The organism is Synechococcus sp. ROS8604 (assembly GCF_014279655.1).
Taxonomy (GTDB): Bacteria; Cyanobacteriota; Cyanobacteriia; order PCC-6307; family Cyanobiaceae; genus Synechococcus_C.
In genome coordinates, this window is record NZ_CP047946.1 from 34,735 (window position 1) to 60,412 (window position 25,678).

Genomic DNA, 25,678 nt, shown 5'->3' on the forward strand with positions numbered 1-25,678 from the left:
TCATGCAGCTCGACCACGATCAGCTTCACACCCTGCTTGCCGCTCTCGTTGAGAGCGACATTCAGGAATTCCGCCTCGAGGGAGACGACTTCCGTTTGGAAGTGCGTCGCAACCTTCCTGTCACAACGGTGGCTGCACCCTTGGCGCCAGTGGCGTCTGCACCGGTTGCGCCTCCTCAGGACAGTCCTGCTGTTGAGTTACCCGCAGGAACCCCTCCGCCGGCGGCTGGATCTCGCTCAGACCTCTTGGAGGTGACAGCGCCCATGGTTGGCACCTTCTACCGAGCTCCGGCGCCAGGAGAACCTTCTTTCGTCGAGATCGGAACCCGCATCGGTGTAGGTCAAACGATCTGCATCCTTGAGGCCATGAAGCTGATGAACGAGCTCGAATCTGAGCTGGCTGGTGAGGTGGTGGAAATCCTTGTTGAGAACGGCACCCCTGTGGAATTTGGTCAGGTGTTGATGCGCGTTAAACCCGGCTGAGGTCCCAGGCGGCCCGAATCGCTGCCATCATGCTCGTCGATCTCGCCACTCCTTGTCCTGCGATGTCGAAGCCGGTCCCATGATCTGGCGAGGTGCGCAAGAACGACAGTCCCAGAGTGGTGTTGACGGCCTCATCGAAGGCCATCAGCTTCATGGGGATCAAGCCTTGGTCGTGATACATCGCAAGGATCCCATCGGGTGATTCAGGTTGGCCTCCCCGCTGCCAGGCCATGGCTGCGCTCAGCCAGCAGGTGTCAGGAGGCAGCGGTCCGCTCAGATGGATGTGGGGATGGTTCTGCTGCCACTGGTGGAGTGCTGGGATCAGCCAGGTTGTTTCTTCGCTGCCAAGGCGGCCCTGTTCTCCAGCGTGGGGATTGAGGCCAGCGACGAGCAGGCGTGGGTTGGGATTGAACCTCAGGCAGAACGCGCTCAGCACGTCCAGCTTGCGGAGTACGAGCTCGGGAGTGAGTGCAGCGGGAACCTGTTGCAGGGGAATATGCGTTGTGGCGAGAAGCGTGTTCAGCCGCCAGCCATGGCTGGGTGAGACGGCTGTGAACAGCATCGAAGCTTGAGGCGCGCCGTCGAGTTCTGCCAGGCGTTCTGTTTGGCCCGGATAGTCATGTCCTGCGGCATGCCAGGCATGTTTTGCAATGGGTGCTGTGACCAGAGCACTTCTCTGCTCCTGTTTCACACGCGAGACGGCATGGCTCAGCCAGCGAAAACTGGCTGCCCCGCTTTCAGGGCTCGCTGCCCCAGGCGTGACCTCGTCATGGATCGGAAGGTCGTCCATGTCGAGATCGCTGGGATCGATCAGTCGGGAGCACTGTTGGGTTTTCAGCCTGGCGTACGTTTGCTCCAAACTTTTTCGGCAGCCCACAATGAGGGGGTTCAGTTCCTCGGGCAGTCGCGGGTCGGCGAGGGCTTTCAAGGTCACCTCCATGCCGATTCCAGCAGGATCACCGAGAGCAATCACCAGGCGGTCGGTAGCGTCAGGGGAGGGTTGAGAGAAGGACATGCTGCGCTGGTTGCTCCTGGGGTTATTGCTTTATGGGTTGGGAACGGCGTTGCGGAAGGGTTGGATTGAAGTGCAATGGCAGCGGTTGTTTGAGGATGCGGGACTCACGGAAACCGATTCAGACAAGCCGATTCCGTTGCACGAATTGCCGATGCTTAAGGCTCCACCTCGGGTTCAGGATTCATCGCGTTGAAGCCTTCCGCATCGAAACAATCCTTGAGCCCGCATGAAAAATCGGGATGCAAAAAGGTGTACCCCAGCTCGTCTCGCAAGAGCGCATTGCTCACTTTGCGGTTGTCTGCCCAGAACGAGAGTGCCATGGGGCTCATGCTGGCTTGGGCTTCTTTGAAGGGGATCGCTGCTGGGAGGGTGCATCCCAACAGTTCAGCGGCAAACCGTTGAAGCTCGAGCCTGGAGGCGGGTCTGTCGTCGCTGATGTTCACCACCGTTGGTCGCTGTCCTGCTGCGGCGCGATGCATGAGATGCCAGCAGGCTCCTGCTAAGTCATCCACATGGATTCGGCAGAACATCTGCCCTGGTTGATCCACAGGGGTCAGGTTGCCTGAGCGGATGGCAGCTAGGGGGGAGCGGCCAGGCCCATAGATCCCTGGTAGGCGCAGGATCTGGACCGGCAGGCCGCTGTTGCGCCAAAGCTGCTCACACTCCAACCGTTTTTGGCTGCGGCGTTGAGTGGGTTGGGGCTCGTGGGTTTCATCCACCCAGTTGCCATGGCTATTCCCATAGACGCCTGTGGTGGAGAAATAGCCCACCCATTGCAGGGGCAGCTGCTGCAGCTGCTCTCCCAGGCACGACAGCACGGGATCTGTTCCCTCTTTGCTGGGTGGGATGGTGCTGATCAGATGGGTGACGGAGGCGAGCGCGTCGTGGCTTGGCACGATTCCGTTGGCGCTGTCGAAGGCCAGATCATCGCTGCCGGATTCTGGGCGGCGGCGCGTGCAGATCACCCTTGATCCAAGCGCTTTGGACAACTGGGCGAGATGGCCCCCGCTGAATCCAGCGCCGAGGATGCACAACGTGGCATCCGGCGGGAGTGGAACACAACGGTTGACAAGAGCGTTCAGCATTAGTACAAACGTATTAATTGCAGTTTCGTCGTGGCTGATTCTTCCTTTTCACTGGTCCCTTCACGGGATTCCATGCTGCCTCAGGGTCGGCTGTCGCGTCGTGATCTTGCCCAGGCCCAAGACACTCCAAGGCTTCGCACGGCTTCAGCGCTTTTGGCGGCGGCTCTTGTAACTGGCGCCTTCTTTCTGGCTCCAGATCGGCCGGAGCAAAGCGCCTCGATCTGTGAGCACTATCACTCGGAGGCGGCCTGTCGGGTGTGGTGATCAGGCTGTACGAAGCCCCCAGTTCTGTTCGTCATCCCCATGGGGGTGGGAGCCTTTTGGCCGTTCGGAACGCGGTTGTTGGTCGTGTTCAGGCTGAGCCCATTGCAGCAATTTCATGGCGAGGCTCAGATCGCTATCAATCCAGGCACGAATCGCCATGGCGCGACGCGGATCATAAAAGCGTTGACGCCGGTACCAGTCAAAAACATCAGCGTCAGATTTCTGTCCGTTGCACGACAGACAAGCTGGAACACAGTTTTCAGTCACGCTCATCCCCCCACGGCTCAGGGGGAACACATGGTCGATCGACTCAGAAGGTTTGCCGCAATAAATGCAGCGGTTGCTGGTGTGGAGATGGATCGATTGACGCCAGCGTCGATTGCGCAGCTTGGGACAGAGATCCTCTAGGAAAACCGCATCCCGGCTGTGCATCCCGATACCTCAGCTACTGCGAGTCTGACGTGAGGGCAGGGTTCGTCAACGTGTCGAACGCTGCATTTTCAAGGTCATGCAGTTTTTGATTGATCGATCGATCAGTGAATAGACCAGTGAGGCTTGTGTGGGCTAGGGCACTTCAGAGCTGTTGAGAGGATTAGCGTCTGGATCCTTGAATCTGAATCACGGCTTCATCACCATCAGCTTGCACGCTGGGATTGACTCCGTCTGGATTGGTGCAGGCTCGTTACCCCTTCGATGCGGTAACCCATGCGGAGATGCGCAGAATTCGTCCCCGGGGCGTATGGCGTGGTTCTCGGCTGGGTTGGGAATTTCCGCTTGCGGCAGCTGAGGCTCTGCTGCAACGGTTTGAACGGCGCTTCCGGGTGGATGAGGAGCTGATGCGTTGGTTGCATTGGCATCGTCATCCGCTCCCCCCTCTGCCGCCTCATCGAGAGCTGATTGCGCACGCTGATCTGGATCAACGCTTGCGTGACGGCCGCTTACCCATGCCTCATCAGCGCTCTGGTGCTCGCTGGTTGTTAGCGCGGCGCGGGGCGGTGCTGGCCGATGAGATGGGTCTCGGTAAAACCCTCACCGTGTTGCTGGCGGCGAGAGCTTTGCTGCGCGCCTTGCCGCTGCGGTTGTTGGTTGTGGCCCCTGTGGGGTTGCATTCGCATTGGCGCCGTGAGGCCGCGGCCCTTGAGCTCATGCCAGAGCTTTGTAGTTGGGCGCGACTTCCGTCTGAGCTCCCGGAGGCGGGCACCTTGCTGCTCGTCGATGAGGCCCATTACGCCCAAACTCTGCGGGCGCAACGCACCCAGGGTTTTTTGCGTCTTGCCCGGCATCCCCGCCTGCGAGCCATTTGGATGCTCACGGGCACACCCATGAAGAACGGCCGGCCTGATCAGCTGTATCCCTTGCTCGCTGCGATGGACCATCCCATTGCTCGGGATCAGCACTTCTATGAGGAATTGTTTTGTCAGGGGCATTTCCGCGAGCAAGGCGGAAGGCAGCGTTGGCAAACCGCAGGCGCCAGTCGATTGGACGAGCTGCGACGTTTGACCCGACCGCTGGTTTTGCATCGTCGCAAGCAGCAGGTTTTGGACCTCCCCCCCAAACAGAGGATGTTTGAAGGGATCGACCTCGACGCTGAGGAGCTGAAGGGTTTTGATTACCGCCTGCGGCTGGTCATCGATGACTATCGCCAGCGGGTGGCGGAGGGATTGGTTCGGTCTGATGCCGAATCCTTGGCGGTCCTGACAGCTTTGCGGCAAATTGCAGCCGAATTCAAGTTGCCGGCTGCGCAACAGTTGATTCAGCGTTTGCGGCAGCAGCACAAGCCGATCGTCTTGTTCAGCAGCTTTGTGGATCCGTTGCTGCTGCTCCACGAACGCCTGGGAGGCGTTTTGCTGACAGGCCGGCAGAAACCTGAGCAGCGGCAGTTGGCTGTCGACCGCTTTCAAGCTGGGGAGACCGACTTACTCCTGGCCACCTTTGCTGCCGGTGGGCTTGGGTTTACGCTCCACCGCGCTCAGCATGTGGTGCTCCTGGAACGACCTTGGACGCCTGGAGACATCGACCAGGCGGAAGATCGTTGCCATCGCATTGGTAAAGAAGGAGGCCTGATCAGCCATTGGCTTCAGCTTGGCCTTGCCGATCAGCTTGTGGATGGTTTGGTGGCTAGCAAAGCGGAACGGATTGAACTGCTGCTGGGTCCGCGTCGCGTCACGCTCGATCGTCAGCCGTTGCCCACGATGCTGTCCCGTTGTTTGCAGGACTTATGACGCACATTCAGTTCATGCACCACCATCGGATCCGTGGATCGCTTGCTTTGGCGCAGTAGCGCCATGGCTTGGGTCACATCTGCGCAGGCTTGGTCTGTCTTGCCCATCAAGGTGAGCAACAGCGAGCGATCGGCGAGCGCTGCTGGTTTGTCTCCATGCGCTTCCACAATCTCGTTGCAGCGTTGGAGTGCTTTGTTGAGCTTGTTCAGATCAAGATCTGACATGCAATCGGCAATGGACGTCTCAGCTGAAACGCTGGAGGGCTTCGGTTCGGATCGGCTGCGGCAGCCCAAACCTGTGAGAAGCAAACCGCCAATCATCAGGATGGGAATGAATCGCATGGAAGGGAAAGTCAATAGCTGTAGCGGTCGTCCTCGCTCCAGTCGGAGGAGGTGGTTGTGTTGGACGAGCTTGATGGAATTGAAGTATTGATCTTGCTGTTGTCGATGGTGCTTTCCAGGCCATTCGAACCTTGGGATGAACCAAAGAGATCGCCGATATATTTGCCGCAATCTGGGTAGGTACCCGGTTGTTTCACCACAGCTTCTGTAATCATCACTGCAGCATGTTCGGGTGATGTTTTGAACATGCCGCTTTTTTGGCGTTTGATAAGGGCATAAGCCGCTTCCCAGCTCACTTTGTGACCATTTCCATTGCTGCGCATGAAGCAGTAAATCTGAGCTCCTTTCGCGGCTGAATCCACGGAGCTGGAGGCGCTGGGTGGAGCGATGAAAGTCAGTCCTGCCAGTCCAGCCAGGGGGAGTAAGAGGGCAAGGCGCTGGCGCAGACGAACCATGGCTGAACCGATGAAGCAATCAGGCCAAAGTATCGATTGAAAGCGTTCTGTCTAGGTCTCCGTCAGGAATCACCAAGCCCAAGCGGAGTGAGCAGTTTCACCACAACAGGGATGACCAGCAAGACCGTGATTAAGCGAACGGCATGCAGTGCCGCAACGGCTGCTCCAACGCCGTAGTCAGCCCCCACCAGGCTCATGCCGCTGATTCCTCCAGGCGCTGCACCCAGCAGGGTGACAAGAGGATCAACGCCTAGCAGCCTGCTGCTCCACAGTCCCACCACAATGCCGGTGAGCACGAGGGTGAGGGTGATCAAGACAGCAGGCTTCCACAACTGCTGCAGTTGATCGAGTGAGGCTTTGGTCAGGCCTGTCCCGATCACGGTGCCAATGGCAATCTCCAGGCAGGTCTTGGTTCCTGCTGGCCATTGGGCGACCTCGAGACGCCCACTCATGCTTACCATGGCTGCTCCGATCAGTGCGCCTGCCAGTGGAGCAGCTGGAATTCCGGTGCGAGTGGCCAGCAACCCCATGCTCGTTCCGGCCAAGAGGTAGAGGAGCACCGTTGTGAGTGGGGGCATGAACACCACGCTGCAGATTGATCCTTAGTCTGGTTCGCACGGTTGTGATGTGCTGTTATCGGGGCACAACTGTTTGTTGGGGCGATGACCCAGTCCGTTTCCTTCCGCATTACGCGTACCGCTGAGGAAGTGGCTCAGACTCTGAATGCTTTATCGCAACGGCTGATCAAGCTTGAGGATCGTCTTGAGAACTTGGAGTTGCAGCTAGAACGCCAGTCCTCTGAGGCCAACGCCATGCCCAAAGAGGAGTTGGAACGTCTTAATGGGGTGGATCGGTTGCTAACCGACTGCCGAGATCTCTTGTTGCGTTCTGAACCTCAATGGGTGGATCACCCCAACCCTGTTATGTGCTCGGAGCATGACTTGGCTGCCTAATGCCTTTCGTGGGTGGCACAATTTAAATAAAGCCACATATGGCTCATCCATCTCTCAATTCTGCAGCGACTTGCAAAGTCCTGCAGCGCAACCATCAAAGTTTTTTTGAAGGTGGTCACCAGCTTGAAAAGTTGGAATTCGCTCTTGCTGTTGCAATCACACGTGGTGATGCCAACAGAAGTGAGTTGCTTCGAGGTCAGATTGCTGAACTTGGAGGCAACATCGAAGAGCCTGGTACTTGAGTTGAGGTTGATGTTGGATTCATTTGTTAGACTATTTCATTAAAATGAAGTTAGTGTTGACTTCGGCCCTCGATAGAACTCCAACGATGGTGCAATCTGCTCCCAATCAAAAACAGGAGCATCTTGCTAAAGCTGATGTGTTATTTCAGCAAGCACAATCAGCAGCTAAAGCCGGTGATGTTTCGTCTTCAGGGTCCCTAATTTTGAAAGCATTAGAACAGGAGCGCCGTGCTGGCACCGTCGGTCCTCAAGTGATGCAGTTGATTAAACCAAGATCTTGACCAAGCGGGTGACCGGATTCGAACCGGCGACGTCCAGCTTGGGAAGCTGACATTCTACCGCTGAATTACACCCGCATAAGCGTGATTCTATCTCACGCCCGTAGCTGTAGCTCATGAATGATTCCTCTAATTATTGCTTAAAACGGCAGATGCGGAATTAAGTCCAGCACCCATCTGGCCCTTATGCAAGCCGAGGGAATGCAACACGGCTTCAATGGCAGCGACGGCCGTCAAGACATCTCGATCGCAGACAAATCCGAGATGGCCAATGCGGAAAACTTTTCCTTTGAGGTGGTCTTGACCGCCAGCTAACAGGATGTCGAAGCGATCTTTGATGGTTTTACGCAGCAATTCCGCATCCATTCCTTCAGGGGCGACTGCCGTAATGGCCGGACTTCCATGGCCTTCGGCTGCAAACAGAGCCAAGCCGATCGCTTTCATGGCCGCTTGTGCTGCATCGCGGTGACGCGCATGGCGGGCAAAAATTGCTTCAAGACCTTCTGCTTGCATCATCTGCAGGGCAGCATCAAGAGCGAAGTACAAATTCACGGCCGGCGTGAATGGATTGCTGTTTTTAGCGGCCGTTTTTCGATAGGGACCCAAATCCAAATAGAACTTGGGCAGATCCGAGCGCTCGTAGGCCGTCCAAGCCCGCTCACTCATGGCGACGAAGCTGAGCCCTGGAGGCATCATGTAGCCCTTTTGGGATCCAGACGCGACCACATCGAGCTTCCAGTCATCCATGGGCACGTTGGTTGCGCCGAGGCTGGTGACGCAGTCAGCGATGGTCAGCGCTGTGCCATGGGCTTGGACATGGCGGCTGATCGTTTCAAGATCGTTGATTACCCCTGTGGAGGTTTCTGAATGGGTCAGGATCACCGCGCGGATTGTTTTGTCGCTGTCGGCTTCCAACGCGGTCCGGAAGTTGTCTGGGTCGAGGGGTTGTCCCCAGTCCGCCTTGATGACGTCCACCTCAAGGCCGTAGGCACGCGCCACCTTCACCCAGCGCTCGCCGAACTTGCCGTTGTCGCCACAGATCACCCGATCTCCGCGGCTGAGTGTGTTGATGATTCCAGCTTCCATCGCCGCTGTGCCGCTACCAGTAATCACCAGCACGTCGTTGTTGGTCTGATGCAGCCAACGCAGTTGAGCCGTTGTTCGTTCGACCACCGCTTGAAACTCACCGCTGCGGTGCCCGATGGGATGGCGTCCCATCGCTTTCAGAACCGTTTCTGGCACCGGGGTGGGTCCGGGGATCATCAGGGTGAGCTTGTCCTGCACGTCCGGAAGAGCGCCAATCGTTCATTCTAAAAAACGATCCGCTTGCAATTCGGTATCACGCAATCCCTCACAGATCTCCCCTCAGGGCTGACTCTCCCCGTCTGGGTTGCCGCTGCAGCTCGCGCGGCGACGCAGGTGTTGTGTGGGCAGACGTTTGAAAATCCACAATCGCTGCAGATTCCAGGTCGCGATCAGGCTCTTGGCGTGCCCGTGCAATCGGCAGCACCCTTGCAAGAGGGTGAGCAAGCGTTGGCGATCAGCCGCTGCGACCCAGGTCCAGGTCTTGATCTCACGCGAGATTTAGAAATTTGGGTTCAGGCGCGTTGGGGTCAATCGCAAACAGGTTGCTTAGAGACAGATTGGTTAGAGATCGTGCCTGGGGAGGGGATTGGCCGAAAGGGGCGTGAAGGTGATCTTTGCGCTTCTGACTTTGCCCGCCGTTTGTTGGAGGCAAATCTGCGAGACCTGGTGTCTCCTGGTCAATGTCTGCAGTTGGAAGTTGTGTTTCCGCGTGGCCGCGAGTTGGCCCAGCGCACCAGTAATGCAGCGTTTGGCGTGGTGGATGGTTTGGCTTTGATTGGCACGCAAGCGGAGGTGCAGTCGAGTGCCTCGCCCGATCAGCTGCGCGCCAGCCTTGATGCTCTTCAGTTGATCGCGGGAGCTTCCGATTTCCGCGGATCGCTCACTTTGGTGATTGGGGAAAATGGGCTTGATCTCGCCCATCAGCTGGGTCTTGCCGATCAACAGCCTTTGCTGAAGACAGGGAACTGGATTGGGCCATTGCTTGTGGCGAGTGCGGAAGCGGGGGTGAGCAACCTGCTGTTGCTCGGATACCACGGAAAGTTGGTCAAATTGGCTGGTGGGATTTTTCACACCCACCACCATTTGGCGGATGGTCGTTTAGAGGTTCTTGCGGCAATTGCCCTGCAGCAGGGGCTCGGTGTGGATCTGATCAAAGAGCTGCTGGGTTGTGCGTCGATGGAATCGGCGCTTCAACAGCTGGAGAAGCGCGATTGCGCCGAGGCGGATCGGGTTTGGCAAGCGATTGCACAGGCGGTTGAAGTGAGAAGCGAGGCCTACCTAAAGCGTTATGGCGCCTGGCCTATGCGGGTCGGTGCGGCGCTCTTTGATCGCCAACGCCAGTTGCGTTGGACTGGCTTGACAGGGCACTCCCTTCTGGCGCGTTGCGGACTGGGCATTCATCTGCAAGGGGGAGAGGCCGGTTTTGATCCTTCTCTACGCTGAGGGAACTGAAGGTTTGGAAGGCCGTTCTTTTGACGGTCCTAGAGCGGTATGTCATCAGTCCAGAGCGAAGGTCAGCGCAAACCGGCCATCGTCATTCTTGATTTCGGTTCTCAGTACTCGGAACTGATTGCACGCCGCGTTCGTGAGACGGAGGTCTTCTCCGTGGTGTTGGGCTACAGCACCAGCGCTGAAGAATTACGGGCATTGTCTCCTCGTGGAATCATCCTCAGCGGAGGCCCAAGTTCGGTTTATGCCGATGAAGCTCCCCTCTGTGATCCAGCGATTTGGGATCTGGGCATCCCGGTGCTGGGGGTCTGCTATGGCATGCAGTTGATGGTTCAGCAGCTCGGTGGTCAGGTGGTGGCGGCCACGGGTAAGGCCGAATACGGCAAGGCTCCGCTCGTGGTGAATGACCCAACGGAACTTCTCACGAATGTGGAGAGTGGCTCCACGATGTGGATGAGTCACGGTGATTCCGTAGAGGCCTTGCCCGACGGCTTTGTGCGTTTAGCGCAAACAGCGAATACGCCTGAAGCCGCGATTGCGAACCACAGTCGACGTTTATACGGCGTTCAATTTCACCCTGAAGTGGTTCATTCCACCGGTGGAATGGTGATGATTCGCAATTTTGTATATCACATCTGCGGCTGCGACACGGATTGGACCACGGAGGCTTTCATCGATGAAGCGGTTGCCAATGTGCGTGAACAGGTCGGCAAAAAGCGCGTGCTGCTTGCCTTGTCAGGCGGTGTGGATTCTTCAACCCTTGCTTTTTTATTGAAGAAAGCGATTGGAGATCAACTCACCTGCATGTTCATCGATCAAGGCTTTATGCGCAAAGGCGAGCCTGAGTTCTTGATGGAGTTCTTTGATCGCAAATTCAATATTCATGTGGAGTACATCAATGCTCGCGATCGGTTTATCAAGAAGCTTGATGGCATCACAGACCCAGAGGAGAAGCGCAAAATCATCGGCACGGAATTCATCCGTGTGTTTGAAGAGGAGAGCAAGCGCCTTGGCCCCTTCGATTACCTCGCCCAGGGCACGCTGTATCCGGATGTGATTGAGAGTGCTGGCACCAACGTGGATCCCAAAACCGGCGAGCGTGTGGCGGTGAAGATCAAGAGCCATCACAACGTGGGAGGGCTTCCGAAGGATTTGCGCTTCAAGTTGGTGGAGCCCCTACGCAAACTCTTCAAAGATGAAGTTCGCAAGGTGGGTCGCACACTCGGTTTGCCCGAGGAGATCGTCAGTCGTCATCCTTTCCCTGGTCCTGGACTGGCGATTCGCATCTTGGGCGAAGTGACAGAGGAAAAGCTTGATTGTTTGCGTGATGCCGATCTGATTGTGCGCGAGGAGGTGAATGCGGCGGGGCTGTATCACGAGATTTGGCAAGCATTTGCGGTGCTTCTTCCCGTGCGCTCCGTAGGTGTGATGGGCGATAAGCGCACCTATGCCTGGCCAATCGTGCTGCGCTGTGTGTCGAGTGAGGACGGCATGACCGCTGATTGGTCGAGGCTTCCCTATGACCTGATGGAAACGATTTCCAATCGGATCGTGAATGAGGTGAAAGGAGTGAATCGTGTGGTGATGGACATCACCAGCAAGCCGCCAGGAACAATTGAGTGGGAATGAGGCTGTTTAAGGGGCTGGTGAAGGGGCCTCAGCGTCGATACCCTTAGCGCCCGGCATCAATCCCTTGACCGCTGCTCAAGAGCAGGACCTCCAGCTTCAGCGCCGTCTTCAGCAAGACAGCATCCTGTTGGCAGGGAAAACGATCTACATCAATCCGTTCTTGTATTGGCGTCGCTTCGACAGCAATACGGATCGTTGGTTGCGCGAACCGGGCCAGCTCCCGGAAGAGCAGATTGCTGTGAATCGCAGTCGCTTCTATCCAGAGCTCGACTGGACCTTGCTGAACGATTCCGATCGGGAGATCAAGGACGGAGCCGTGGAGATGTTCCTCAAAAGCTTGGAACTGATTGGGACGTTTCACCCCGAGCTGAGCTCTGGTCATCTGCTGGAGGTGGAGCGCAAGATGGCGATCACCAAAAAGACGTCGTTCGAGCGTTGGGTCGAGAAGTCGTATCGCAGACGCGCCAAGCAGGAAACCTGGGAGCGTCGTCGTTTCGTTCGTGACCGTTTTTGGCGCTCGTGGGGGGAATGGCTCGCCTTAGAGGCCACTCATCATGCCTTGGCTCCTGCGGTGGCGTTGTTGGTGATCACAGGCGTGGGTGGCTGGTGGCTTGGGTCATCTAATTCAAGTTGTCCGACACTTTTGCCTCCTCCGGAGCAGACTGGAGTGCGCTGAGTTCGGGTCTGCTCGTGGCTGATAACCAACCGTTTGACTCCCTGAGACTGGCATTGATGCAGGACGTGCTGCCTGTGGGGCTTGCTTTGGTTGAGCGGGCTCGCGCTGGAGGTCCCGCCAAGGTGGTGGAATCGTTCACTTCAGGGGCGCCAGATCCGTTGCGCGAGTTGCGCGATGAAGGTGAAACGGCCGCGAAGGGTGTGCGGGAACGACTGGATCAAGTGAGTCCTGGGCTCGGTAATCCAGTGATGCCTGTGCAAGTGGCTGTGGAGGAGCCTTCAGCTGAGGTGATTGACGTCATCGAAGAAGGCCGTTCACCAGAACAGGAAGAACAGCAGTTGCATGAGGTTTTGGCAAGGATTACGCAGCGGCTGCAGGCCTTGGAAGCTCAGTTCGAGCAAGAGAGCTAAGGGGCATGACGCGCTCTGCTTCTCCCCCAAGGGACGCTCAGCGTCAAAGTGGATTGCGCCAGCAGCCCCTGGTCTTGTTCGGAGTGGTGCTGTTGTTTTGCAGCGCGATGGTTGCTCGCCTGGTCTGGCTCCAGGTGTTGGAGGGTCCCCGTTACAGGCAGTTGGCGGATGAAAATCGCATTCGCTTGGTACCTAGATCGCCAACGCGCGGCCGTCTTCTTGATCGCAAAGGGCGTGTTTTGGCCTCCAGCAAGCTCACCTATTCGCTGTATGTGGAGCCGCGCTTGGTGGATGATGCGGCCTGGCCGGCGTTGCGCGACCGGCTTGCCAGTCTTCTCGATCTCAACCCGTCAACCCTGGATCGTCGGCGCCAGTCAGGCCCAGACCGCAATGGTTACCGCATCAATTTGGCCAGTGAACTCAGCCCTGAGCAGGTGCTGCGTTTCCGGGAGCAGTCCCTCGGCCTGAAGGGAGCTCAAGTGGACGTGGACATTCTTCGCGCCTATCCCTACGGATCGCTGGCAGCCCATACCCTCGGCTACACACAGCCGATCACCGAGGAGGAGTACACCGCCCTGGCTGATCGGGGCTACAAAATTCGCGATCGTATTGGTCGCATCGGCGTCGAGGCGGCCTACGAGTCCCATTTACGGGGCGAATGGGGTGGTCAAATGCTTGAAGTGAATGCCATGGGTGAGGTGCAAAGGCACCTGGGCGATCGTCCCTCCGTGGCGGGCAAAGATCTCACTCTCACGCTCGATCTTGATCTTCAGAAGGTGGCTGAACAGGTTTTGGCTGATAAGCCTGGCGGCGCAATCGTGGCCATGGACCCTCGCAACGGAGCGATTTTGGCGCTTGCGAGCAAACCGAATTTTGACCCCAATTTTTTCTCGAAACTGGTCACCACGCAGAAGGAGTACGACGCGCTGTTTTCCAATCCCAAAAAGCCGCTGTTAAGCCGTGCCATGAATGCCTATGACCCTGGCAGCACGTGGAAGCCCGTGACGGCAATGGCAGGAATGGCGTCAGGCAAATTTCCGCCTGAGGTCAAGTTGAACACCACCGCTTGCATCACCTACGGCGGTCACTGTTTCCCTGATCACAATGGCGCTGGCTTTGGCCGGATTGGCTACGCCGATGCCCTGCGCTTCTCCAGCAACACGTTCTTCTATCAAGTGGGCGTGGGGTCGGGTTCGCTTGCTCTCAAGAAGGCGGCCACCCAGCTTGGCTTCGGGCGCAAGACGGGGATTGAGATCGGTTGGGAGGAAAATGTGGGTCTCGTTGGAGATGAAGCCTGGGCGAAGGAGGGCCGCGGCTGGGCGGAGCCTGGGTCCACGCCTTGGATTCCAGAGGACATGGCCTCTGCGTCGATTGGCCAGTCCGTGGTGCAGATCACCCCTCTTCAACTGGCACGGGCTTACTGCGTGTTTGCCAATGGTGGCTGGCTCGTCACCCCCCATCTGGCCGATCAAGGCTTGGATTGGACGGCCCCATCGCGGCGTACCAAGGTGCCGATCAAGCCAGCAACCCTGGCCAAGATCCGTCAAGGTTTGCGCAAGGTGGTGGAGGACGGCACCGGCTACGGCCTGAACGGAGAGGGCATTCCTCCTGCGGCAGGTAAGACCGGTACGGCGGAGGACAGCACGGGCGGTCCAGATCATGCCTGGTTTGCCAGTTATGCCCCTTACCCGAACGGCGAGATTGTGGTGGTGGCCTTTGCGCAGAACACCCCTGGGGGAGGTTCCGTGCATGCGCTGCCGATGGCCAAAAAAGTGATTGAGGTTTGGAACCGCAACCGCACACAAAATTGATTTATGCCGCTGAGCTGATGTCTGAGGAGAGCACTTGGCGGTAATAGCCGCGTAATTGTTCTGTGGCTCCTGCCCAGCCCCAGCGCTCAGCTTCCGAGCGGGCGGCATTGCGGAGGGTTTGACGTTCGAGATCATTGCCGAGCAGCTTGCGGGTGGCTTCGATCAAGCTCCCCGCCCCTGCATCGGCCCCGTCCGGTTCATAAAGACAGCCGTTCACGCCGTCGCTGATGATGTCTGGAATGCCGCCGCGATTGGCTCCCACCACCGGGCAGCCAGCGGCCATCGCTTCGAGCAACACAAGGCCAAGGGTTTCGGTGCTGGAGGGAAAGAGGAAGGCATCACCGCTGGCATAGGCCCCCGCAAGTTCTTCTCCGGCCAGATAGCCCACAAAGGTGGTGGCCGTTCCTTCGAAATGCTTCTCCAACTGTTGCCGGTGGGGTCCGTCGCCGACGAGTGCCAGTCGGGTATCGGGCAACGCTTCGAGCACGGGGCGGATCCGTTCGATCTGTTTTTCTGCCGAGAGCCGCCCGACATACAGCAGCAGTGAGCCGCGGTCGTCGTATGCACCGAGCAAGCGTTGACGGAGTTCTGGGCTACGCAGTTCGGGCCGGAACAGCTCCGTATCCACGCCTCGCTGCCAGAGGGCAGTGTGTTGGATGCCCTTGTCGCTGAGCTCTTGCACCATCGCTGTGGAGGTGCAGAGATTGAGCACGGCTTGGTTATGCGCTGCTTTCAGCAGCTCCCAAAGCAACGGTTCGAGCATGCCCATGCCGTAGTGCTCAAGATATTTCGGCAGATGGGTGTGATAACTGGCGATGAGGGGGATGGATTTGCTCTTGGCGAGCCAGATGCCTCCTAAACCCAAAACCGCTGGATTGACCACGTGGATCAGGTCTGGCTGGAAGGCATCGATGGCTTCGGAGACCGCAGGCCGCGGCAAGGCCAGCTTCAGCTCTGGGTAGAGCGGCAAGGGCATGGCTGGAACGCCCACCACCTTGGCTCCCATGTAGCTGCTGGGTGCGCCTTCCGGACAAAACACCACCACCTCATCTCCGGCATCGACCAGATGCTTCACCGTTTTGGTGAGCCGGGTGACGATGCCGTCGACTTTGGGGAGGAAAGTTTCGGTAAAGAAGGCGATTCTCAAGGGTTCGTCCCGATCAGGAGGCGTTGCCAATGGCTTGGGCTTGGGTTTTGGTCCAGGCCGATGTGCAGAGGATGCGATTCCGGTCGCAGCGATCCGCATAGCGAGTGGCGATTTCCACCACCTCCTTCAAGAGGCCGTCATCCAAGGTGGTGGGTTTGAGCCCCAGTTCGATGAAACAGCGGTTGTCCACGATCAGATCGTTTTCAACGGCTTCGTTGCGTGGATTCGGGAGATTGTTGACCTGAGCGCCTGTTAAGGCAGCCACCTTCTTGGCCAATTCGCCCACTTGGTGGCTCTCGGTCATTTGATTGAAAATCTTGACCCGTTCGCCTTTTTCAGGCCGGTTTTCGAGTGCGAGCTGCACGCAACGCACCGAGTCACGGATGTGGATGAAGGCGCGGGTTTGACCGCCGGTGCCATGCACGGTGAGAGGATATCCGATCGCGGCTTGCATCAGGAAGCGGTTCAGCACCGTTCCGTAGTCACCGTCGTAATCAAAGCGGTTGGTGAGCCGCGGATCACGATCCGTGGCCTCCGTGTTGGTGCCCCAAACAATGCCTTGGTGAAGGTCGGTAATGCGGACCTTGTCGTTCTTGTTGTAGTAGAGGAACAGCAGCTGATCGAGCGTCTTGGTCATGTGATAAACGCTGCCAGGACTGGCTGGATGAAGAATTTCCTCCTCAAAACGGCTGCCATCAGGCTGGGGCACTTCCACCTTGAGGTAGCCCTCAGGAATGGTGGCGCCACGGTGGGAGCCATAGCCATACACCCCCATCGTGCCCAGGTGCACCACGTGGATGTCTTGGCCCGATTCCACGATCGCGGCCAGCAGGTTGTGGGTGCCGTTCACGTTGTTGTCAACGGTGTAGCGCTTGGTGGCGCTGCTCTTCATTGAGTAAGGAGCGGCGCGCTGCTCGGCGAAGTGCACCACCGAGTCGGGTTTCTCTTCGATGATGAGGTCGAGGAGCCGTTGGTACTCGTGGGCGATATCCATATGGATGAATCGCATGGGCTTGCCGCCAATGCTTTCCCAGACGTTGAGGCGTTCACCGATGCTCACGATCGGCGTTAACGATTCCACCTCAAGGTCGATGTCGATCTTGCGACGGCTGAGGTTGTCCACAATCACAACATCGTGATTTTGGTCCGCCAAATTCACCGCACAAGGCCAGCCGCAGAAGCCGTCACCACCTAAAACGAGAACTTTCACCCCAAACTCCTGCTGAAGCGAGCAAGCCGCTGATTTCTGGCAAGCTACTACAGGCTTTTTAGCTGACGGCTACGGACAGAGCCATGAGGGCGATCACAAGCACTGCGCCGGAGATGATCAGCAGCCGAGAGCCGTTGCTGAGAGAGGCTCCGTCGCTGATCACTTCCATTCGAGGTTCCTTCGCGAAGGCGTTGAGGCGACCGCCATCTTCTTGAGTGACCTGCATGGATTGAGCTGCAACTGAACGGGACCTTATGGAGTTGATGGTGGGTGCGCTTTGATTCGCCATGCTCCTTCATGGCCTGAGATGTGCTGTTACATCCAGGCGGTGTACGCGGCGCCGTACGAGGTGGCGAGCGAGGTGGTGAGTGCGTTGTGCGTGGCTAGCTGTTGATGCGTCCGCTGGTGGGGGAGCTTGGAGAGGCTTCGGCGCGGGTTGGTAACCGGCCCGCCAGCAAGGATTGGCGTCCTGCCTGCACGGCGGAGGCCATCGCTTCTGCCATCAGGGGAGGTTGTCCCGCGAGGGCGATGGCGCTGTTGATGAGAACGGCATCGGCGCCCATCTCCATCGCTTGGGCCGCATCACTTGGCACGCCGATTCCCGCATCAACCACCACCGGCACCTTGGCGTTCTCAATGATCAGGCGGATGTTGGCGGCATTGCGTAAGCCTTGACCTGATCCGATGGGGGATCCCAAGGGCATCACGGTGGCGCAGCCCACGTCCTCTAAGCGCTTGGCCAAGAGGGGGTCCGCATTGATGTAGGGCAGAACGGTGAAGTTCTCCTTCACCAGCATTTCTGCTGCTTCCAAGGTTCCAAAGGGGTCGGGAAGTAAGTGACGACTGTCTGGGATGACCTCCAATTTCACAAAGTTGTTGTTTTCCTGACCCGCCAGCTTGGCGAGCTCCCTGCCAAGCCGGGCCACTCGCACGGCTTCCTCGGCGTTGGTGCACCCCGCCGTATTGGGAAGCATCCAGATGCGTGACCAGTCAATGGCTTCCATGAGGCCTGAATGCCCCTCAGCGACCGCCTGAACGCGCCGAACGGCAACCGTGACCATCTCACAGCCAGAGCTCTCCAGGCTGAGCTGCATGGCCTCCAGGTTTGGGTATTTGCCTGTCCCGGTGATCAGTCTGCTGTTGAAGCTGCGCCCTCCGATATGGAGTGCTTCGTCGTGAGAGTGGGTCGGATCCATTGTGGTCAGTTGCGGTTTGGTTGGAGAACCGGATCGTGATGCGGTCAAGCAGGCCGCAACCGCCCTACCCTGCGCCAATCATCTATTGGTTGCATGCCCGTTCCACCAGTCATAGACATACCGGCTGAGATTCAGGCACCGTTTGAGTCTTCCCAATCGTTTAATAGTTCACAACTAGCCATACCTCTTGAATTTGAGGGATCTGTTGAGAGTTTTGATCCTGTCGCGCGTGCTGCTGATCTCGCTGCAACCCTGCCACGCCAATGGTGCGGAAATTACACCTCCTTTGAGTCGAATTCCACTGTGGATGTGGAATTAACCCTGACCAGCTTGAAGCCCATGGGGCAGATGGTGGATTTGCGTGGAGACATGCGCATCGGCGCGATCTCTACGCCTGTTCAGGGCAATCTCAATGCGAAATCTGATCAGCTTGACCTTCTGCCCTTGTCTCCTGAACTCACCAATGACCTCGAAATTGGTGGAAGGTTTTTAGGGTTGCAAGCCTTTTCTTTGGCTGGGTGGGATGCTCCAAGACTGACGAACCCTGGAGGACGTCTTGACCTGTCGCGTAGCTGTGCTGTTTCAGAATCCGCGCCCATCCGGGCTCTTTGGTGAAGCTTGATCGGAGTTCTTGCCTTTCGTCGTGGCGCGTTCTAAGCGGTTTAACCGCTTACGCGCTGTTTTGTTTTTAGGGTCAAGAACGAGTGCTCGGCGATAAAGATCACAGGCTTCTTCGTTTGCTAGGAGTCGCTCTTGGGCAAAGGCGAGATTATTGATGGCTACCGGATAATCCTCTTTGGCACGGAGAGCTGCCTTGTAGTGGCGTACGGCGGTCGTGAAATCCTTCTCCGCAGCTAACGCATAGCCCAGGGCATTTTCAATCAGAGCGCGCGCTTCATCGGGCTCATCATTGAGCCTTTTGACGGCCTGGCGCAAGGTCACAATCGCCTGCGGATACAGGCGCTTGCGCAATTGAACGGACGCCAGCTCATAGAGAGCGCCTGCGTCTTTGGAGGACGCAACCTTCTCTTGCTCCATCTTGAGCAAGCTTTGTTCGTCGCGGCGAACCCGTAAAAATTGGCGACCGCCGACAACAGCGACGATCGCCAGTAGGCCAATCAGGCCCAATAAATAGGTCTGAGGCAGCAAGGAATTCATGTCAGACCCAAGAAACGTCCCGTTGGGGACTGATCATTAACCCTGAGTGGCATTCACAACGTTGGCGAAACTCGCAGGATCGACAACAGCCATCTGGGCCAACATTTTGCGGTTGATCCGCACATCAGCTTTCTTGAGACCGCCAATCAAACGGCTGTAGCTCACGCCATTCATGCGTGCTGCTGCATTGATCCGTGCAATCCAGAGACGGCGGAAATCACGTTTGCGACGACGACGGTCGCGGTAGGCATTGCAAAGCGCCTTCATGACGCGTTGATTTGCCGTACGGAAGAGTGTTCCGTTGCTGCCGCGGAAACCACGGGCTAAACGGAGAATTTTATTGCGGCGTTTACGGGCAACATTGCCTCTCTTGACGCGAGCCATGAATCAGATTTGGAGAAGTTGAGGGAAGAATGTCCTGCGTGGATGACCACCTGGCAGGACTCAGGACTGAGCTCAGGCGTAGGGCATCATCAGCGTGACGCGTTCCTCGTCGGTGCGATCCACCACAGCCTTGGTCTTCAAATGACGCTTCTGTTTCGGCGATTTGTGATCGAGAAGGTGATTATGAAAGGCGCGGCGACGCATGAACTTGCCAGTGCCTGTTGCTTTGAACCGTTTGGCGGCTGCTTTGCGGGTCTTGAGCTTGGGCATGGGTCTGGCTGCACGCGGCATAAGCGACAACCATAGAACGTTGCCTTCCTGAAAGCCAATCAATTCAAGCCGCGTCATGCTGAATCAGTTGCAGCGGACGTGTCCTTGACTCCTCCCTTTGGCTGGCTGAAGCGCCGGGTCGTTGTTCCGTTGGCGTTGGTGAGTGCGATCGCTTGCAGCTGCCGCGCGCAAGAAGCGACGATCGAATCGGGCCCTGCTGCCGTTGTGACCCATCGATCGGTTCCTTTGCCGCCGAAGGCCCGTGAAGCGCCCTTATGGGTGGCCCTGGACGATCACCTCGGCCGCGGCACCACCACGCAACGGTCCGGGCCTTTGCTCACCTTGAAGAGTGCTGGCGAGCAGTCCCTGCGCTTGAGGGATGGATCTGGAACCGTGGTTGCCGAGGCGAGGTCGCTGCGTCTCAGCTGGCGACTGGCTCCTCTGGCTGTTCCTGTAGAGATTGCACGCCAGATTGTTGGCCCCTTCGCCAGTTTTGAATCAGCGGAACGGATTGCGAATCGCTGGCGTGATCAAGGTGTGGTCGCCCGTGTTGCCCATCCCGGCGACTGGGAGGTGTGGGCACCCATGGATGCTGAGCGGCTCGCTGGGGTCCCGGTGCGGAGATCGGCGCGCACGCTGACAACGGAGATGAAAGCCGTCTTGGAGGGACCCTCGGGTGGACGCACCTTGCAGGGACCGCTGATGCTGGAGGCTCCAAGCGGTCTGCTCTGGCAGGGAGGCGTTCTGCGTGGCCCATTTCGTCTTCAGCCGGATGCCTACGGCAGCTGGACGTTGCTGGAACAGGTTCCGCTTGAGCGTTATTTAGAGGGGGTGGTTCCCCACGAAATCGGCGCTGGATCCCCTAGGGCAGCACTTGAGGCTCAGGCGGTGTTGGCGAGAACCTGGGCCCTGGCGAATAGTCATCGGTATGCAATCGATGGCTATCACCTCTGCAGTGATACGCAGTGCCAGGTGTACAGCGATCCCCGTCAAGCCAGTGCTGCGGTGCGTCAGGCGATTCGTGCGACGGCTGGACAGGTTTTGGCTTGGAATGGTGAGCCGATTCAAGCTTGGTATCACGCCAGTAACGGTGGGGTGATGGCTGGAGCAGAAGAGGCCTGGGCGATGGACTCCCTTCCTTACGTTCAGGCCCGTGCCGATGGATCAGCGGCATGGATCAAGGGCCTGGCCTTGCCGCTCAAGGACCCCACCTCTGTGAGTGGCTTGCTCTCTCGCGGCGATGGTGCCTATGGCACGAATCACCCTCGTTTTCGTTGGTCGCGTACCTACAGCGCTGTCCAGGTTGCTCAGGCTCTACGGGCGGCTGGTCTGCCTGCTGGTGTCCCCATTGCTCTCAACGTGCAGACGAGAGGAGCGAGTGGACGGGTGCTGGCTCTCGGCATCGAGATGACGGGGAACGGGGAGCCGGTCATGTTGCGACTGGATGGCATCCGTCGCACCTTGCGCCGCCTTCCCAGCACCTTGTTTGTGATTGAGACCCTTGGGCCCGATCGATGGCGTTTTAAGGGTGGAGGATTTGGCCATGGAGTGGGCCTCTCGCAAGCCGGTGCCATTGATCTGGCGGCTCGAGGTTGGAGCTTTGAGCGGATTCTCAGCCACTATTACCCAGGAACAACATTGACCACGGTCCAACCGTCTTCCAGTTCCATACCCGGTCAGGCCCCTTAAAGTCCCATGACTTCGAACGGTGACAGGGTGTTGGCCGCAGGGACAGGCGATCGCCGACGCGGCAAGACAGCCTTGTTTGTGGTGGCTTGTGGTTGTGCGGGAGCAGTGCCCCATTGGCTCGACCCCTCCAGGAGTCTCATCCCTTCGCTCACGCTGGCGCTCGTGCTCGGTGGGTATTCCCTCAGCACGACGCTAAGAGGCTCTGATGAGAGCGCGAGTCCCGCGAACAGCGGGCCTGCTCCCGATGCAACCGATGGGGATGGGACATCTCTCACGGGAACATCCATCACGGAGGCATCCACTCCTGGGACAGCCCTGGCTGCGGAGCCCGCTGTCGTCGAGAGCTTGGCCTCTTGGCCCAACGTGGACGTAGTGGTGGCGGCCAGGGATGAGGAAGCTGTGGTGGCTCGTCTCATGGAGCGCCTGGGAGCACTTCGCTATCCAGCTGACCAACTCACGACCTGGATCGTTGATGACGGCAGCGAAGACAAAACGCCAGATCTTCTGGATGAACTGAAGCCTCAATATCCCAACCTGAATGTGATTCGCAGGCAGCGGAACGCAGGCGGAGGCAAGTCAGGTGCGTTGAATGCGGCGTTGGCTCAAAGCAGTGGGGAGTGGATTCTCGTTCTCGATGCCGATGGCCAAATCAGTGACGACCAGCTCGAACGGTTGATTCCGATCGCCGTGATGGGTGATTGGTCTGGCGTGCAGATGCGCAAAGCGGTGACGAACGCCGATACCAACCTGCTAACGCGGGTCCAGGCCATGGAGATGGCCTTTGATGCGCTGATTCAGCAGGGACGCTTGTTAGGGGGAGGGGTGTCTGAACTGCGCGGGAACGGGCAGTTGCTGCGGCGTGATGTGTTGGAAGCCTGCGGCGGATTCAATGAGGACACGGTCACGGACGACCTGGACCTGAGTTTTCGTTTTTTGCTCCAAGGTGCTCGCACAACCTTGCTTTGGAATCCATCGGTGCGAGAAGAGGCGGTGGAGACGATTTCGGCGCTTTGGAAGCAACGACAACGATGGGCAGAAGGAGGGTTGCAGCGCTTCTTTGATTACTGGCCGGGGCTGCTTTCCAATCGCTTAACGGTCGGCCAGAGACGTGACCTGGCTTGTTTTTTCTTGCTGCAGTACGCCCTGCCTGTGCTCTCCTTTGCCGATCTGGTGACCAGTGTGTTCACGCGAACCTCGCCGGTGTACTGGCCCTTATCGATTGTGGCGTTTGGCGTGTCAGGCGTGGCCTACTGGAGGGGGTGCCGCCGCTTCAGTGAAGGCCCTGCCTTGCCTCAACCCGATCCGTTTTCGTTGCTTTTGGCGATTGCCTATCTAAGCCACTGGTTCTTTGTCATTCCCTGGGTCACGCTGCGGATGGCGGTGCTTCCCAAGCGCTTGGTCTGGGCAAAAACCACCCACCGTGGCCATGAGGAGACGGTCAAAGCCTGAGCGCTGATCCCTCAACTGTTTTCGTCATGGTCCAGTTCCACATCCAGGACTTGACCGTTAAAAAAGTCGGCAAAGCGCTTCAACTTTTCATCCATGATTGAAGGGGGATTCACGTCCGCAGGTGAAGGCGGAGTGGGCGAGCCCATGGATTGGGCCCCCGGCCTAGGGACCTCTGCTGAAAGGACGCTGGGAGCTGCTGAGCTTGCCGCTGTGGTTGCCGCTGACGATTGTGCTGGTGTTGTGCTGGTTGTGGGCTCTGCGACCGGAGTGATGGGCGGTGCTTGCACAGCTGGCATCGCGACGGGCGATGGAGCTGCTGGTGTTGGTTGAGACGGCTTTGGTTGAGACGGTGTTGCTGGTGCGGCGGAGGGCGTTGAGGCCATCGGGGCTGCACCGCCATGGTTTTCCAAGACCAGTTGCCGATTCCCGCCAATCGAACGTTTGATCGCTTGCTCCAGCAAACTGGCCCGGCTTTGCACCATGCCCATCCAATTTCCAGCCACCTGCACCACAGCGCGATGGGGATCGAGTCGGACCAGTTGGGCCTGCTGTGACAGCAGCATCCGGGTGGAGGGGAGCTCGAGACTGGCGAGAATCTGTTGCCACAGTTCAGGCAGATTGTGACTGTCAGGGGCTGGCTGTTGCTCTGCTGGGGGCGCTGAGGCTGGCGTAGGAGTAGGAGTAGGAGTAGGAGTAGGAGTAGGAGTAGGAGTAGGAGTAGGAGTAGGAGTAGGAGCAGGAGCAGGAGCAGGAGCAGGAGCAGGAGCAGGAGCAGGAGCAGGAGCAGGCTCTGAGCTGACGACCGGTTGGGGGCTTGTATTTGGAAGACTGATGGGTGGTGCTGATGCTTCAGCGGCTGGAGCTGTGCTGGCCACCGGGGGAGTGCTGACGACGGCAACGCTGCTTGTTGGCCTGCTCACCGCCGCCGCAGTCGGGGTTTTGGCAATGGGGAGCTCGGCGTCAGCCAGGAGGCCTAGGAGCAACACTTCCAGCCACAACCTTGGTTGCACGCTTTGACGCAGTTGCTGTTCGCTGCCCTTGAGTTGGGCTTGCCAGTGCAGGAGTCGCTGCCGGCCTAGGCGTTGTGCGAGGGCAGGCAACTGCTCTCGAAATTGTGGGGAGACTCCGGTGAGCTCTGGACGGTCCGGTGCAACAGCCATCAACACCAGGTCGCGCAAAATCCCCGCTAACCCCTGCAGTACAGCGCCGGGATCCCGGCCACGATCCAGTAGGCGTCTGCTCGCCTCGAGCAGCGTGAGCGGTTCTCCCTCTGCAAGCGCTTCAGCCAGGTTGAGAAGTTCTTGCTCTGGAACCGCTCCCAACAGGTCCCAGACCGCATCCGCTTTGATCGGACCCGGCAGGAGGCTGAGCTGATCGAGAAGGCTTTCCGCATCGCGCAACCCTCCTTGGGCGCGCTGGGCCACCACATGCAGCGCCTCTGATTGGATTGGAATCGACTCCTGCTCGGCAATCCAGGCCAAGTGCGCGTTCAAAGCCCCGAGTGGAATGCGCCTGAAGTCAAAGCGCTGGCAGCGGCTCAGGATCGTGGGCAGCACCCGTTGGGGATCGGTCGTGGCTAACACGAACACCACCTGAGGCGGTGGCTCTTCCAGGGTTTTGAGCAGCGCGTTAAACGCGGCTGTGGAGAGCATGTGGCACTCATCCACCACGTACACCTTCCAGCGCGCCTGCACAGGGGCAAACCGGGAACGTTCGATCAGATCGCGAATGTTGTCGACACCGGTGTTGGAGGCGGCATCGATCTCGATGACATCGAGTGCGGTGCCTCGCGCAATCGTGGTGCAGAGCTCACAAGTCCCGCAGGGCTGGGGCGTTGGGCCGTCGTGGCTGAGGCAATTGAGTGAGCGCGCCAGGATCCTGGCGCTGGAGGTTTTGCCGGTTCCTCGCGGGCCGCTGAACAGATAGGCCGGGGCAATGCGTCCGGAGGTGAGGGCATGGCCGAGTGTGGCGGCAATCGCCTCCTGACCCACCAGCTGATCAAACCGTTGAGGACGGTATTTGTGATGCAGCGGCTGATAGGCCTGACTCATGCACTACCCGCAATATCTTGAGGCTACTCAGCTTGATCGCTGATGGAACGCCCTTGCTGCTCGTTGAGCAAATCGCTGATCCGTTGCTCGAGTTCTTCCACGGCTGCGAGTTCATCGGCGAGGCTTTGGCCAGCTTTGAGGAGCCTTTGGCCCTGTCCTCCAGAGCGATCGCTGGCGCCATTGTTAGGGCCGCCGCGGATCCATCCCTCGGCTTGCTCAAGAGTGCCTTCCAGTTGGTTGAGCAAGCGTTCACGCAGCTTTTTCAACTGCACCAGGCCGCGGCGAGCACGATCTCGGGATTGTTCATTCACCAACCCCCGCTTCAGGAGCAAGCGGAGTCCGGTGAGCAGGGCTGCGGGCATGAGCTGGCCTATGGCCAAAGCCCCGAGGCTGGTGGTGTGCAGGAAGCTTTCCACTTGCCCGCTTTGATGCCGGCCTGTTTTGCACCAGCTAGCGAAATGCTCGCAGTTGTTGAACAGCAGGTTGTAGCGCTGTTCGCCGATGCGGCTCATCGCTCGCCGCAGCGTGACGCCTGCCGGAGATGGATGCTCATGCTCGACAACGCTGGCCTCTAAACCGCGTTTGAACTCCTCCAACGGACTGCGCAGAATTTCTCGCCCTTCGAGGTAATGGGCGATGGTGCCATCGCCGAGATCGATGCCGTGATGCAGAAACAGACCATGCTGGCGCGGGACTGAGAGATGGTCAGCGGCAGCCATTCAGGGT

At 58.2% G+C, this 25,678-nt stretch carries 31 protein-coding genes and 1 tRNA gene; 15 read left to right on the forward strand and 17 right to left on the reverse strand.

What is annotated here, in order from left to right:
• The first annotated feature begins 2 nt into the window (after positions 1-2).
• Positions 3-482 (forward strand): acetyl-CoA carboxylase biotin carboxyl carrier protein, encoded by a 480-nt coding sequence (gene accB / locus SynROS8604_RS00160; RefSeq protein ID WP_115071138.1) that lies wholly within the window; start codon positions 3-5, stop codon positions 480-482.
• On the opposite strand, the gene pdxA is transcribed toward accB, so the two are convergent.
• Positions 469-1,497 carry a 4-hydroxythreonine-4-phosphate dehydrogenase PdxA gene (gene pdxA / locus SynROS8604_RS00165; RefSeq protein ID WP_186544677.1) on the reverse strand — a complete coding sequence of 343 codons (1,029 nt, stop codon included), beginning with the start codon at positions 1,495-1,497 and terminating at the stop codon, positions 469-471. The two genes, accB and pdxA, sit on opposite strands and share 14 nt — an antisense overlap.
• Here pdxA and SynROS8604_RS00170 point away from each other — a divergent pair.
• Positions 1,496-1,690 carry a hypothetical protein gene (locus SynROS8604_RS00170; RefSeq protein ID WP_038014960.1) on the forward strand — a complete coding sequence of 65 codons (195 nt, stop codon included), beginning with the start codon at positions 1,496-1,498 and terminating at the stop codon, positions 1,688-1,690. The two genes, pdxA and SynROS8604_RS00170, sit on opposite strands and share 2 nt — an antisense overlap.
• On the opposite strand, the gene SynROS8604_RS00175 is transcribed toward SynROS8604_RS00170, so the two are convergent.
• Positions 1,653-2,582, reverse strand: a complete 930-nt coding sequence (locus tag SynROS8604_RS00175) for an SDR family oxidoreductase (protein WP_186544678.1) — start codon at positions 2,580-2,582, stop codon at positions 1,653-1,655. The genes SynROS8604_RS00170 and SynROS8604_RS00175 overlap by 38 nt on opposite strands.
• Positions 2,583-2,654: 72 nt before the next feature.
• Here SynROS8604_RS00175 and SynROS8604_RS00180 point away from each other — a divergent pair, with 72 nt between their 5' ends.
• Positions 2,655-2,846 carry a serine protease inhibitor gene (locus SynROS8604_RS00180; RefSeq protein ID WP_186544679.1) on the forward strand — a complete coding sequence of 64 codons (192 nt, stop codon included), beginning with the start codon at positions 2,655-2,657 and terminating at the stop codon, positions 2,844-2,846.
• On the opposite strand, the gene SynROS8604_RS00185 is transcribed toward SynROS8604_RS00180, so the two are convergent.
• Positions 2,847-3,278, reverse strand: a complete 432-nt coding sequence (locus tag SynROS8604_RS00185) for an HNH endonuclease (RefSeq protein WP_186544680.1) — start codon at positions 3,276-3,278, stop codon at positions 2,847-2,849.
• A gap of 281 nt (positions 3,279-3,559) precedes the next feature.
• Between SynROS8604_RS00185 and SynROS8604_RS00190 the strand changes: the two genes are divergently transcribed.
• The gene (locus tag SynROS8604_RS00190) at positions 3,560-5,068 is read left to right on the forward strand and encodes a DEAD/DEAH box helicase (protein ID WP_186545724.1); all 1,509 of its coding nucleotides are present in this window, start codon (positions 3,560-3,562) and stop codon (positions 5,066-5,068) included.
• Here SynROS8604_RS00190 and SynROS8604_RS00195 read toward each other — a convergent pair.
• From SynROS8604_RS00195 to SynROS8604_RS00205, 3 genes are all read right to left on the reverse strand, one after another.
• Positions 5,023-5,409, reverse strand: a complete 387-nt coding sequence (locus tag SynROS8604_RS00195; RefSeq protein ID WP_186545725.1) for a hypothetical protein — start codon at positions 5,407-5,409, stop codon at positions 5,023-5,025. The two genes, SynROS8604_RS00190 and SynROS8604_RS00195, sit on opposite strands and share 46 nt — an antisense overlap.
• An 11-nt stretch (positions 5,410-5,420) precedes the next feature.
• Positions 5,421-5,864, reverse strand: coding sequence for a DUF6554 family protein (locus tag SynROS8604_RS00200; RefSeq protein ID WP_186544681.1), 444 nt, complete (start codon positions 5,862-5,864; stop codon positions 5,421-5,423).
• A gap of 62 nt (positions 5,865-5,926) precedes the next feature.
• A complete protein-coding gene (locus SynROS8604_RS00205; protein WP_006854995.1) occupies positions 5,927-6,442 on the reverse strand; it encodes an AbrB family transcriptional regulator in 516 nt (171 codons plus the stop codon).
• A gap of 84 nt (positions 6,443-6,526) precedes the next feature.
• On the opposite strand from SynROS8604_RS00205, the gene SynROS8604_RS00210 reads away from it, so the two are divergent.
• The 3 genes from SynROS8604_RS00210 (at position 6,527) to SynROS8604_RS00220 (ending at position 7,340) form a co-directional block, all read left to right on the forward strand.
• Entirely contained in the window at positions 6,527-6,817 is a 291-nt protein-coding gene (locus SynROS8604_RS00210) for a chemotaxis protein (RefSeq protein ID WP_186544682.1), read from the forward strand.
• Between the two features lie 38 nt (positions 6,818-6,855).
• Entirely contained in the window at positions 6,856-7,059 is a 204-nt protein-coding gene (locus SynROS8604_RS00215; RefSeq protein WP_186544683.1) for a hypothetical protein, read from the forward strand.
• Positions 7,060-7,145: 86 nt separating this feature from the next.
• Complete coding sequence (locus SynROS8604_RS00220; RefSeq protein ID WP_186544684.1) at positions 7,146-7,340, forward strand: hypothetical protein; 195 nt, start codon at positions 7,146-7,148, stop codon at positions 7,338-7,340.
• A gap of 3 nt (positions 7,341-7,343) precedes the next feature.
• Here the strand turns inward: SynROS8604_RS00220 and SynROS8604_RS00225 are convergent.
• Positions 7,344-7,415, reverse strand: a tRNA-Gly gene (locus SynROS8604_RS00225).
• A 51-nt stretch (positions 7,416-7,466) separates the two neighbouring features.
• A complete protein-coding gene (locus SynROS8604_RS00230) occupies positions 7,467-8,621 on the reverse strand; it encodes an alanine--glyoxylate aminotransferase family protein (RefSeq protein ID WP_186544685.1) in 1,155 nt (384 codons plus the stop codon).
• 54 nt (positions 8,622-8,675) lie between these two features.
• Between SynROS8604_RS00230 and cbiD the strand changes: the two genes are divergently transcribed.
• The 5 genes from cbiD (at position 8,676) to mrdA (ending at position 14,398) form a co-directional block, all read left to right on the forward strand.
• Positions 8,676-9,866, forward strand: a complete 1,191-nt coding sequence (cbiD, locus tag SynROS8604_RS00235) for a cobalt-precorrin-5B (C(1))-methyltransferase CbiD (RefSeq protein ID WP_186545726.1) — start codon at positions 8,676-8,678, stop codon at positions 9,864-9,866.
• Between the two features lie 48 nt (positions 9,867-9,914).
• Positions 9,915-11,501 (forward strand): glutamine-hydrolyzing GMP synthase, encoded by a 1,587-nt coding sequence (gene guaA / locus SynROS8604_RS00240; RefSeq protein WP_186544686.1) that lies wholly within the window; start codon positions 9,915-9,917, stop codon positions 11,499-11,501.
• Between the two features lie 64 nt (positions 11,502-11,565).
• Positions 11,566-12,177, forward strand: coding sequence for a hypothetical protein (locus SynROS8604_RS00245; RefSeq protein ID WP_186544687.1), 612 nt, complete (start codon positions 11,566-11,568; stop codon positions 12,175-12,177).
• A 14-nt stretch (positions 12,178-12,191) separates the two neighbouring features.
• Positions 12,192-12,587 (forward strand): hypothetical protein, encoded by a 396-nt coding sequence (locus SynROS8604_RS00250; protein ID WP_186544688.1) that lies wholly within the window; start codon positions 12,192-12,194, stop codon positions 12,585-12,587.
• Between the two features lie 5 nt (positions 12,588-12,592).
• The gene (gene mrdA, locus SynROS8604_RS00255) at positions 12,593-14,398 is read left to right on the forward strand and encodes a penicillin-binding protein 2 (RefSeq protein WP_186544689.1); all 1,806 of its coding nucleotides are present in this window, start codon (positions 12,593-12,595) and stop codon (positions 14,396-14,398) included.
• 1 nt (position 14,399) lies between these two features.
• On the opposite strand, the gene SynROS8604_RS00260 is transcribed toward mrdA, so the two are convergent.
• From SynROS8604_RS00260 to SynROS8604_RS00275, 4 genes are all read right to left on the reverse strand, one after another.
• A complete protein-coding gene (locus SynROS8604_RS00260; protein ID WP_186544690.1) occupies positions 14,400-15,545 on the reverse strand; it encodes a glycosyltransferase family 1 protein in 1,146 nt (381 codons plus the stop codon).
• A gap of 13 nt (positions 15,546-15,558) precedes the next feature.
• On the reverse strand, positions 15,559-16,755 hold the full coding sequence (locus SynROS8604_RS00265) for an NAD-dependent epimerase/dehydratase family protein (protein WP_006855006.1): 1,197 nt from the start codon (positions 16,753-16,755) through the stop codon (positions 15,559-15,561).
• Between the two features lie 58 nt (positions 16,756-16,813).
• On the reverse strand, positions 16,814-16,981 hold the full coding sequence (gene psb34, locus SynROS8604_RS00270; protein ID WP_006855007.1) for a photosystem II assembly protein Psb34: 168 nt from the start codon (positions 16,979-16,981) through the stop codon (positions 16,814-16,816).
• Positions 16,982-17,138: 157 nt separating this feature from the next.
• Positions 17,139-17,951, reverse strand: coding sequence for a thiazole synthase (locus tag SynROS8604_RS00275; protein ID WP_186544691.1), 813 nt, complete (start codon positions 17,949-17,951; stop codon positions 17,139-17,141).
• 93 nt (positions 17,952-18,044) lie between these two features.
• Between SynROS8604_RS00275 and SynROS8604_RS00280 the strand changes: the two genes are divergently transcribed.
• On the forward strand, positions 18,045-18,566 hold the full coding sequence (locus tag SynROS8604_RS00280; protein ID WP_186544692.1) for a hypothetical protein: 522 nt from the start codon (positions 18,045-18,047) through the stop codon (positions 18,564-18,566).
• Here SynROS8604_RS00280 and SynROS8604_RS00285 read toward each other — a convergent pair.
• The 3 genes from SynROS8604_RS00285 to rpmI all read right to left on the reverse strand — a co-directional run bounded on the left by SynROS8604_RS00285 (position 18,534) and on the right by rpmI (position 19,763).
• Entirely contained in the window at positions 18,534-19,109 is a 576-nt protein-coding gene (locus SynROS8604_RS00285; RefSeq protein ID WP_186544693.1) for a hypothetical protein, read from the reverse strand. The two genes, SynROS8604_RS00280 and SynROS8604_RS00285, sit on opposite strands and share 33 nt — an antisense overlap.
• Positions 19,110-19,145: 36 nt before the next feature.
• The gene (gene rplT / locus SynROS8604_RS00290; protein ID WP_006855011.1) at positions 19,146-19,493 is read right to left on the reverse strand and encodes a 50S ribosomal protein L20; all 348 of its coding nucleotides are present in this window, start codon (positions 19,491-19,493) and stop codon (positions 19,146-19,148) included.
• Positions 19,494-19,565: 72 nt separating this feature from the next.
• Complete coding sequence (gene rpmI / locus SynROS8604_RS00295; RefSeq protein ID WP_006855012.1) at positions 19,566-19,763, reverse strand: 50S ribosomal protein L35; 198 nt, start codon at positions 19,761-19,763, stop codon at positions 19,566-19,568.
• 99 nt (positions 19,764-19,862) lie between these two features.
• Here rpmI and SynROS8604_RS00300 point away from each other — a divergent pair, with 99 nt between their 5' ends.
• Both SynROS8604_RS00300 and SynROS8604_RS00305 read left to right on the forward strand, forming a co-directional pair.
• Complete coding sequence (locus tag SynROS8604_RS00300; protein ID WP_255445109.1) at positions 19,863-21,452, forward strand: SpoIID/LytB domain-containing protein; 1,590 nt, start codon at positions 19,863-19,865, stop codon at positions 21,450-21,452.
• Positions 21,453-21,458: 6 nt separating this feature from the next.
• Positions 21,459-22,901, forward strand: coding sequence for a glycosyltransferase family 2 protein (locus SynROS8604_RS00305; RefSeq protein ID WP_186544694.1), 1,443 nt, complete (start codon positions 21,459-21,461; stop codon positions 22,899-22,901).
• Positions 22,902-22,912: 11 nt separating this feature from the next.
• On the opposite strand, the gene SynROS8604_RS00310 is transcribed toward SynROS8604_RS00305, so the two are convergent.
• On the reverse strand, positions 22,913-24,952 hold the full coding sequence (locus SynROS8604_RS00310; protein WP_186544695.1) for a DNA polymerase III subunit gamma/tau: 2,040 nt from the start codon (positions 24,950-24,952) through the stop codon (positions 22,913-22,915).
• 23 nt (positions 24,953-24,975) lie between these two features.
• Complete coding sequence (locus SynROS8604_RS00315) at positions 24,976-25,671, reverse strand: lecithin retinol acyltransferase family protein (RefSeq protein WP_186544696.1); 696 nt, start codon at positions 25,669-25,671, stop codon at positions 24,976-24,978.
• Between the last annotated feature and the right edge of the window lie 7 nt (positions 25,672-25,678).

Bases quoted from the DNA above. Each gene is read 5' to 3' on its own strand.
- psb34 (WP_006855007.1), bottom strand. From the start codon at position 16,981: ATGCAGGTCACTCAAGAAGATGGCGGTCGCCTCAACGCCTTCGCGAAG.
- SynROS8604_RS00210 (WP_186544682.1), top strand. From the start codon at position 6,527: ATGACCCAGTCCGTTTCCTTCCGCATTACGCGTACCGCTGAGGAAGTG.
- SynROS8604_RS00170 (WP_038014960.1), top strand. From the start codon at position 1,496: ATGCTGCGCTGGTTGCTCCTGGGGTTATTGCTTTATGGGTTGGGAACG.
- guaA (WP_186544686.1), top strand. From the start codon at position 9,915: ATGTCATCAGTCCAGAGCGAAGGTCAGCGCAAACCGGCCATCGTCATT.
- SynROS8604_RS00310 (WP_186544695.1), bottom strand. From the start codon at position 24,952: ATGAGTCAGGCCTATCAGCCGCTGCATCACAAATACCGTCCTCAACGG.
- SynROS8604_RS00285 (WP_186544693.1), bottom strand. From the start codon at position 19,109: ATGAATTCCTTGCTGCCTCAGACCTATTTATTGGGCCTGATTGGCCTA.
- SynROS8604_RS00315 (WP_186544696.1), bottom strand. From the start codon at position 25,671: ATGGCTGCCGCTGACCATCTCTCAGTCCCGCGCCAGCATGGTCTGTTT.
- SynROS8604_RS00215 (WP_186544683.1), top strand. From the start codon at position 6,856: ATGGCTCATCCATCTCTCAATTCTGCAGCGACTTGCAAAGTCCTGCAG.
- SynROS8604_RS00305 (WP_186544694.1), top strand. From the start codon at position 21,459: ATGACTTCGAACGGTGACAGGGTGTTGGCCGCAGGGACAGGCGATCGC.
- SynROS8604_RS00205 (WP_006854995.1), bottom strand. From the start codon at position 6,442: ATGCCCCCACTCACAACGGTGCTCCTCTACCTCTTGGCCGGAACGAGC.
- SynROS8604_RS00195 (WP_186545725.1), bottom strand. From the start codon at position 5,409: ATGCGATTCATTCCCATCCTGATGATTGGCGGTTTGCTTCTCACAGGT.
- SynROS8604_RS00275 (WP_186544691.1), bottom strand. From the start codon at position 17,951: ATGGATCCGACCCACTCTCACGACGAAGCACTCCATATCGGAGGGCGC.
- pdxA (WP_186544677.1), bottom strand. From the start codon at position 1,497: ATGTCCTTCTCTCAACCCTCCCCTGACGCTACCGACCGCCTGGTGATT.
- accB (WP_115071138.1), top strand. From the start codon at position 3: ATGCAGCTCGACCACGATCAGCTTCACACCCTGCTTGCCGCTCTCGTT.
- SynROS8604_RS00175 (WP_186544678.1), bottom strand. From the start codon at position 2,582: ATGCTGAACGCTCTTGTCAACCGTTGTGTTCCACTCCCGCCGGATGCC.
- SynROS8604_RS00185 (WP_186544680.1), bottom strand. From the start codon at position 3,278: ATGCACAGCCGGGATGCGGTTTTCCTAGAGGATCTCTGTCCCAAGCTG.
- SynROS8604_RS00280 (WP_186544692.1), top strand. From the start codon at position 18,045: ATGCCCGTTCCACCAGTCATAGACATACCGGCTGAGATTCAGGCACCG.
- mrdA (WP_186544689.1), top strand. From the start codon at position 12,593: ATGACGCGCTCTGCTTCTCCCCCAAGGGACGCTCAGCGTCAAAGTGGA.
- rpmI (WP_006855012.1), bottom strand. From the start codon at position 19,763: ATGCCCAAGCTCAAGACCCGCAAAGCAGCCGCCAAACGGTTCAAAGCA.
- SynROS8604_RS00180 (WP_186544679.1), top strand. From the start codon at position 2,655: ATGCTGCCTCAGGGTCGGCTGTCGCGTCGTGATCTTGCCCAGGCCCAA.
- SynROS8604_RS00220 (WP_186544684.1), top strand. From the start codon at position 7,146: ATGGTGCAATCTGCTCCCAATCAAAAACAGGAGCATCTTGCTAAAGCT.
- SynROS8604_RS00200 (WP_186544681.1), bottom strand. From the start codon at position 5,864: ATGGTTCGTCTGCGCCAGCGCCTTGCCCTCTTACTCCCCCTGGCTGGA.
- SynROS8604_RS00190 (WP_186545724.1), top strand. From the start codon at position 3,560: ATGCGCAGAATTCGTCCCCGGGGCGTATGGCGTGGTTCTCGGCTGGGT.
- rplT (WP_006855011.1), bottom strand. From the start codon at position 19,493: ATGGCTCGCGTCAAGAGAGGCAATGTTGCCCGTAAACGCCGCAATAAA.